This window comes from Pseudomonas sp. FW507-12TSA, from assembly GCF_058781435.1.
Window position 1 is genome coordinate 165,199 of sequence record NZ_JBYSWT010000014.1, and the last position, 7,819, is coordinate 173,017.

The 7,819-nt window shown below is 63.5% G+C and carries 5 protein-coding genes; 1 reads left to right on the forward strand and 4 read right to left on the reverse strand.

The window, feature by feature from the left end; all coding sequences use genetic code 11:
- Nucleotides 1-18: 18 nt before the first annotated feature.
- The 4 genes from csy2 to AC3WK8_RS15625 all read right to left on the reverse strand — a co-directional run bounded on the left by csy2 (nt 19) and on the right by AC3WK8_RS15625 (nt 6,340).
- On the reverse strand, nt 19-1,002 hold the full coding sequence (gene csy2 / locus AC3WK8_RS15610; protein ID WP_103325042.1) for a type I-F CRISPR-associated protein Csy2: 984 nt from the start codon (nt 1,000-1,002) through the stop codon (nt 19-21).
- Nucleotides 995-2,347, reverse strand: coding sequence for a type I-F CRISPR-associated protein Csy1 (csy1, locus tag AC3WK8_RS15615; RefSeq protein ID WP_103325043.1), 1,353 nt, complete (start codon nt 2,345-2,347; stop codon nt 995-997). The genes csy2 and csy1 overlap by 8 nt, the downstream gene beginning before the upstream one ends.
- Before the next feature lie 130 nt (nt 2,348-2,477).
- Nucleotides 2,478-5,564 (reverse strand): type I-F CRISPR-associated helicase Cas3f, encoded by a 3,087-nt coding sequence (gene cas3f / locus AC3WK8_RS15620; protein ID WP_158250054.1) that lies wholly within the window; start codon nt 5,562-5,564, stop codon nt 2,478-2,480.
- 398 nt (nt 5,565-5,962) lie between these two features.
- Nucleotides 5,963-6,340 (reverse strand): DUF6124 family protein, encoded by a 378-nt coding sequence (locus AC3WK8_RS15625; RefSeq protein ID WP_103325045.1) that lies wholly within the window; start codon nt 6,338-6,340, stop codon nt 5,963-5,965.
- 1,068 nt (nt 6,341-7,408) lie between these two features.
- Between AC3WK8_RS15625 and AC3WK8_RS15630 the strand changes: the two genes are divergently transcribed.
- Nucleotides 7,409-7,672 carry a short-chain dehydrogenase gene (locus AC3WK8_RS15630; RefSeq protein WP_103325046.1) on the forward strand — a complete coding sequence of 88 codons (264 nt, stop codon included), beginning with the start codon at nt 7,409-7,411 and terminating at the stop codon, nt 7,670-7,672.
- Nucleotides 7,673-7,819: the final 147 nt, after the last annotated feature.

Here is a 7,819-nt window from a genome sequence, read left to right on the forward strand (position 1 = left end):
GTTCGAACTCCTTTGAAGTCAGTCGAAGTGCGCCAGCGATGGCACGCGGTAGTCGTTGCGGCAGCGGTACAGGCCCTGGTCGCTGCGAGAGTCGGCGTACCAGAGCAATTGTTGTGGCGATTGCAAACGGTGTGGGCTGATCCACTGCCCGATGCCATAGAGGTTTTCCACGAAGCGAAAGGCCGTTTGCGAGTCGCGGGCCCGGGCCACCGTGCCCGGCGCCTGCAAGGCGGTGAGCGCGCCATAACCCACGGGGATCGGCACCAGCCAGCCGAGGTCGGTGCGGTCGTTGCGCCACTGCACCGGCCCTGAAACCTCCCCGTCTGCACCGGGGGCCACGCTGGACCAGTTGATCCGCGCCAGCGACAACCAGGCGTCCAACACCGAAGCCCCGGGTTGCCTGGCTTGCAGATCGCGATGGCGTTGCTCCAGCAGATCCTGGCGCTCCACCAGGGTGAAACCCGGCAGCAGGCGCAACTTGGCCTGGTAGAACAACACGTCCCGTGCCTCTTCATCCCCCGTCATGGGGATCGAATAGGGCTGTTGCTGGCCCTGGGGGGCACGGGAGGGAATCAGGCTGCCGCCAGCAATACGCATCTGCAGCAAGAGCTCCCGCACTTGGCGGGCGACGGTACTTTCCTTGTCGTCAAGGGCCTGGCTCTGGACCGCGAATACCAGGCTGATGCGCAGATGGACCCGCCCTTCCTCGACAATCGCGGCGGTGCTGCCATCGCGATTGAGGGGGTTGCGAGTCAGGCGCAGGGTGTTGACGAAATCACCATCGGTGACCTGTTCTTCGTGATCGTGGACCACCACGCCCACCGCGTTGAATTGCAGATCCAGGCCCGTATCGACCGTCTTGCGTTCCAGGGCCCACATCAGCCCGAGAAAGGCGGTGATCGACGGAAAGCCATGGGTCAGCGGGCTGGAAAGGCTGTTGGCGTTCTGTACTTGCAGGTGAGGGATGACCAGCAGGTGCTCGAAATGTGGGCACTCAGCCATGGCGCACCTCCTGCTCCACCACCTCACGGGTAGCGCATGAGATCTCGGCATCGACCACCGCCTGCCGCGCCCAATGCGCCTGTTCGGTATCGCCCACCGGCAGGCCCCGTTGCAGCAGGATGGCATTCAACCAGTGGCCGAAACGCTGGGCGATCTCGTCCGGCCAACGGCGTTGGGCGAAGGCCGCAGCGAAGGCTTGGTCCGCGTCCTGGTGGTCATCAGCCGATGCCAACTGCGCGCGTTGCGGGTCGAGCCAGAGTTGTTCGCACAGCGGCAGCTGGCAGTGCCGGTCACGACTCCAACCAGGAGGTAAAGAGGCCCGCAAGCTCAGGCCAAAGGCCGCCAACGCCCGGCCCAGGGCGCGCTCTATACGTTCACGTTGAGCCCGAGTGCGCAGGCTGCGCGCCGGATCGGCTTGCAGCAGGAGGCAGAGGGCCTCGATCAGCTCGCCCATGTCTTCGAAACGCCGCAGGCGACTGAACACCGACTCCAGGTGCAGCAGGTTGCCCGGATGCTGCTGGCGCCATTTAGGGGGCAAGGACGCCAGCAAGTAATTCACTCCGCCACGCTCACTGTTGAGCTGGCTGATGTTTTGCGGCTTGGTCCCGCCGAGCTTGCGTATCACCAGTTGTGGATAGTCGCGATAGATTCCGTCGTGGGCTTGACGCTGGCGCCGGGCCTGGCGCGCCGCCTGGTTGCGCTCCCCAAAACGTGCATCGTTGATATCGGCATGGACCGCATGGACCAGGCTGCTGGGAAACATCGGTTGCAACAGTTCGAAACCGGCATCGTCGCCAGGCTCGCCCGACACACACCAGAACACCTGCTTGGCCATGGCGTGGGAACTCAAGGTCTGATGGGGGCGAACCAGGCCCTTGAAGGCTTCGGCCCAACTTTGCGCCAGGGCCGGGTCCGGGCTCAGGGCGGCCAACAGGTCGGCATCGTCCTCCAGCAGCCAGTCCAGTAGCCGACGTTGCTCCACCTCCAGCTTGAGGAACTTGTAGACATCCAGCGCGGCGGCGTTGCCGACGATGTCCTGCGCGTAATCGCTGCCCAGCATGTGGCTGCCGACTTCCCGGTGCCGCGGCAATGTTTGCGGAGCGACATGCAGGCTGCTGCCGCGAGCGTCGGGATGGGTGGCCTTGAGCACATGGGTGACGGCCTGGATCTGCCCTACTCGACGGGCCGCGTCGGCGAGCCAGGTGGCGTATTCATATTTTGCGGCGCTGAGTGCATCACTGGCCTCAGCGGCTTTCGGTTTTGCGTCTCGCCGTTCCTGGATGAAAGCGTTGATGGTGTGGCGAAACAGCCTGGAGCGTATTGCCGGGTTCGTTCCTTGATTCATGTCCCTTCCCTGTAGAGCGCTTGTCGATGACAAGTCCGTGACAATCCTTGATGGCTCTTGGCCACCAAGGGTTTTAGCAACCTGCGATTGTGCCTTCAAGAGGTCGATGCCCCTGAACAGAGGCAGTGGCTCAAGCTCTTGAGGCAAACCCCAGCACCGGATGAAAGCGCCAACCCTGGGGACTGACGCTCAGCTTGACCGTGGTGAAGCGCTCGGCGCAGGTCCGCAACGGCAGGCCTTGGATCGCCGCCTGTTCGTTCAGCAATGACAACAGGTCATGCTGGCCCCAGGGGCTGATACCTGGGGCGGACACCCCTTGCAGGTCGATGTTCTCCAGCAACCGCTGGGCCGGCAGGTACAGCTCCGCCGCGCCGGGCTGCTCATGAATGCGGTGCAGGACCAAGCGTTCTTCATCGTCATCGGGCAACCACAGCAACTCTGTCTCCCTGATGGTGTTTTCACGAAAAGGCTGTTGCTGGGGCAAGGCCCAGGTCAGGGCCGCCCTGGGGTATTGCCAGGCACAGGCCGCGTCCAGATCGAAAGCCACAGGCTTGACCCCGCGTGGGGTCGGTTGGCCTGCGCGGCTGCGATCCTTGGGCAACATCTGTGCGCTGAGCCGCGCCTGCTCCAGGTCCACCAGGTTGTGCCGCGGGCGCCACGCCTGGCTGGCCCTGGGCTGGATGCGCGGGCGCGCGCTGAGCTCCTGGAAGTCGGCCGGATCCAGCAGCTGCCCAAGGCGATGGCTGACCAGGCGCATGGGGTGATCCGCTTGGCGGCTGTCATGCTCGAAACCCGGGCGGATGAACGCTGCGGCTCCAGGTTGTTCGAAATGCCGTAGGTTGCTATCGAAGATAAACATGTTGGCGTGCCGGCATGGCTGCTGGCGGTGGCGCTGTACCCGCCCGGCCAGTTGGATCAGCGAGCGCATCGATGAGGGTTCGACCACTGCCCAGTCGTAGTCATGGTCGCGCCCGACTTCAGTGACCGGCGACCCCAGCACCACGAACAGATGTTCCTCTTCGGGGTACTGGTCGAGCAGCTGGCGGATCTGTGGTTGGTCATAAACCGCACCCGGCTGGCGACGGTCCAGGCAGGTGTCCAACTGCGCCTCGATGGCCGAGCGCAGCAGCAGGGGGAACCGCGAGTGGTAGACGCACAGATGAATGCGCTGGCCGGCAGGTGCACCGAGAGCGAACAGGGCCAGGGCGACATCGAACAGCGGTTCGATATTGGCCATGCGCACCAGGCCAAAACTGACGCGCTTGCCACTCTGCGGACACACCTCGGCATGCCGGGCATGGGCCTGCAACATCGTGGCTCGCACCTGCTCGGCGAACGCCCGGCGCATGTCCGCCACTGGCTGCGCGCCAATGCTCAAGGCGACCAGTTCGCCACGCCGCCTGGGCTCGATACGCCCGAGCGCCTGCACCCGCTGGTCGACGAAGGCCCGATGCTGTTGGCTGAAGGTCTCGGCGTCGTGGCAGTTGAAAGGCTGGGCCGTGAACTCATCGACCCACAGGCAAGGGATCTCATCAGGCGTGTCGAGCTCTCCACGATTGCGCCGATAGTGCCGGCGCCCGGCGCCATAGGCCTGGAACATCCCCTGCACCAGGGCCGCCGGCAGGGTCGCCGACGACAACAGCACCCGCGTGCCCAGCAAACCCGCCCAGTACACCAGGCGCGTCAGGGCCGGCAGGTCGGCGAGGTCGAAATCATCCAGTTCATCGAGCACCAGATCGCTGCTGAGCAAGCGCAACATCGGCGCAATCTGCCGTCCGGCCCTTTGCGCCTCGGTGGCGGGCATCAAGTGATCGATGGTGCAGACCAGCATGGGCGCATTGAGCAATACGGAGATCTGGGGCTGGTTCACCACCTTGGACAACAGGCCGTGGGCGGCCAGCGAACCCTCGTAGCGCACATGGCTGTCTTCTTCGATCAGCGCCTGGGCCGAAGCCGAACCGCTGGCTTCGGCCCCGGCCTGGTAATGCTCGAACAACGCCCGGCTGGCGCAGCCGCCAACCCGGATGGCCAGGTCGTCGTCCCCCAGGTTCAGCAGCTGGCGGTAGCTGTTGCCGGTCTGCAAGGTCAGGCTGCGCAGCCCCAGGGCGAAGGTACAACGCATGCCGGCCAGGGGGTCGGCCAGGGCATGCATGATCCGTGCGTTGGCCAGGGTCTTGCCGCATCCGGTAGAGGCCATGTTGACGATAAAGGCCCCTTGTCGCTGCGACTGACTACGCAAACCGGTCGCCGCATCCACCGCCTGGTCCTGCCAGGCAAAACGCCCGGAACCACTGCGTTTGCACAAGCCTGCATGACGCGCCAAACGCGGCAGGTGCCGCTCGAAATCGGGCAAGCCATGGACGATGCTGCGGGTCATACGGGCAACCCCGAGCAAGTGTTCATCCAGGGGCTGCTTGAGCTGGCCGTCGCTATGGGTATTGGCGAACACCAGGCCCTGGTCATCGCCCCTGACCCGCTGATTGGACTCCGGCGGCAGGCTGGAATAGTGATGATCACCCAGCATCAGGCTCATCCGCGCCAGGTGCATCACATAAGGATTGTCCAGCCAATTGCCGTGACCGGGTTTGGCTTGCAACACCAACAACCGCTGGGCGAGCTTGGCCGCCTGGGCCCGCCACTGGGGATGGACCACGGGCAGACCATGCTCGAACTGCCAGAATGCCTCGACCTCGTTGAGCGGCGCCGAACGACGGCACTCGTTCCACTCGTGGGTGATGCCCTCGATCAGGTTGTCCAGCATCGCGGGATTGAAGCGGGCGGACTTCTTGCCCAGCCATGACTGCTCGCCATCACCGGCCTCATTCCAGCTGGGCAGCGTCGGCAAGCGATGATGGCTGACCACCAGCCAAGCCACGGCAGCCGCCAAGGGCGCGAGCTGCTTGAATGGCGGCGTCGTGGCATCGAGCCCATCCCGCTGAAAACGCCCGGCAGCCAGCCAAGCCTGATCATCCTCGGCACTGGGCGAGGCCAAGCGCCGGAGCCAGGCAGGGTCATCATCCGTCCCGACAAAAGCCAGGAACAGCCGCAGCGATACCCACTCATGGCGATACAGGTTGTGTTCCAGGCTGCGCCGCCGCAGCTTCTGCTGGAAGGCCCGGCTGGCCTTGCCCAAGTCATGCAGCAGCGCCGCCAACTGCGCCAGCAGCAAGATGTCTTGGACGGTGTGCCAGCCCTTGTTCCTGGCACGACGCGACAAGCCTGGAGTTCGAGCGCGTTTGCAATGAAGCGTTGTTTCTAGAGTCGCGGAGTTGATGTCTTCCATGAAATACAACCGCCTGCAGCATCATCCATTGAGCGCTAGCGGTTATAAGCAATGTCCGATTGTTCGTCCATGGCGTATTGGAAGTTCAAATAGAGGGAATGAAGGCTCGCCCCAAACCCCGGCAAACAGCCCCTGCTGGCGCCAGGGTTTGCGGGCACAAGGCCAAGGTAAGGCAAAGGTTATGGCCAACTGCGCACGGGCCCATAACTGAAGATCTTGGCCGGTAGATTCCGGGCTCTCCAAGGCGTCCCGCTGATGAAGTCGAACACCGGGCACTGGGGCGAGAAAGCGCCCCAGCGGGTGCAAGCTCCCTCGCCACAGGTGGTGCGTATTCAGTCAGGGGAAAGGCGATGGCCATCGAGCAAGGCATCCACCACGCCACGAGCCATCTCCACCGAATGCACCAGGGACCAGATCAACCCACGCTCGACGCCGCTGGCCTGCTCGGTGATCTCATCGGACACCTCCTCGGCGGCCTTGAGCAGCATGGACACATGGACCAGGGCCTCCTCGGCACTGATGCCGGAGCGAACGTCGAACAATGAATCGCGCCCCACCGGCGCGGCGACCGTGGGTTTAAGCGTCCGGATCAGCGAACCGGTACGGGTGTTCACCAGCGCATGGAGAATCACCTCGTTGGCCCGGTCATGCTCCGGGTTGCGACGTGAAACAGAAGAGAAAACGGGTGGATCGGGAACGAGCTTTTTCATGGTGTAGCTCCTTGGAGTTGAGCTATCACCCGACGCTGCTAAACGTGAGGGTGGCAGCTGTACGCGGGTTAGCAGACCGGTCCAAGGAACCCGGCGCACCCGAGGGTGCCCCACGCACAGCCGCCATAACAAAGCCCAGCAGGTAGATAACCAACTGGGCTGACGACGATGCTTTACGAGTCTTGGTATCGGGCTGCTAAACCCGATCACTGAGGGTCAGCGACGAACCGAGACTAGTGAGCAGAGTGCTCACCCGCAAGCGCCAGGAAGTCTCTCGGAAACCCCTTACAAAAGAAAGAGATTTGGATAGGTTTTGAGCCTGTCGAAGGCAGCGAAAAGGCCAAAAAGTATTCGGTGGATTCAAGACCCAGCGGCCGCTACGCGCCCGTACGCAGCCTTCGGCAGCAGCTACACGAAGCGAGTCTGTAGCCGCTGTCAAGCCGGGGCGAGGCTGCGACAAGGACCGCAAGGCCTTCAGCGGATTCAAGAACCAGGCGGCCGCTGCGTGCCCGTGCGCAGCCTGCGGCAGCGGCTACACAAAGCGATGCCAAACACGCACACCCCACCCCGCGATGCGCCGCCCGGTAGGGCGCGCCGTACGCTTGTGATCTTGACCCACCCGCCCCCTGGGGAGGCCGAGTGCAGGTGCTTATCAGGGGAATGGCGCGCAGCGCCCCTCGACGCAGTCGAGGACATCGCTGGAAGCGATGCCCCCTGAGAAGTACCGGAACGAGGGAACCCGAGCGCAGCGAGTGGCCGGACGTGGGGGCAAGCGTTTTTGGTTACTTTTTTGGCGTTTGAAAAAAGTGACCCGCCGTAAGGGCGGAACCACAAGCAAGCCACCCCACCGCCAACGGATATGTACTCCATCCCCAGGGCACCTGGCCGGCTACCAGGCCGCCAAGCCCCAAGGCCGATCCTACAAAACTTGCAGAACCGTCTAGCTTGCCACCCACACCCCCTCCCCCCATGCTCCCCATTCGCCCAAACGGCGACCGGGTTTGGCGACCTGGAACTCAGCTACGAACAGATACGCTTGTACCGCTTATCTACGACGGAGCCTTCGCCATGACTCATCAATACATCCCCATCACCGGCATCGACTGCGCCATCCCCTGCCTGTTCATCGACAAAACCGCCCCACTGGACGTCCTCCACGCCAACGGCACCACCCGCCTGCTGGCCATCACCCAGCTGTTCGAAAGCCTCTCGCGCACCGAGCTGAAACACGCCGACCACACCGACCTGCAACACATCGCCCACGTCGCCGCTATCCTCCTGCGCGACAGTTGCGACCTGCTAGGCGTGATGGGCTGGCGGCTCCAGGCCTGAACCGAATACGCTCCGCCCCCGACAGGGTGCGGAGCATCCTCATGGCGCAACGCCCTCCAACACCTGCCTCACCCCCAACAACAAAAAAAAATGCCCCGGATACAACAAATAGGCCCACCGCCGCATCGCCGGCACCCACCCTCCACC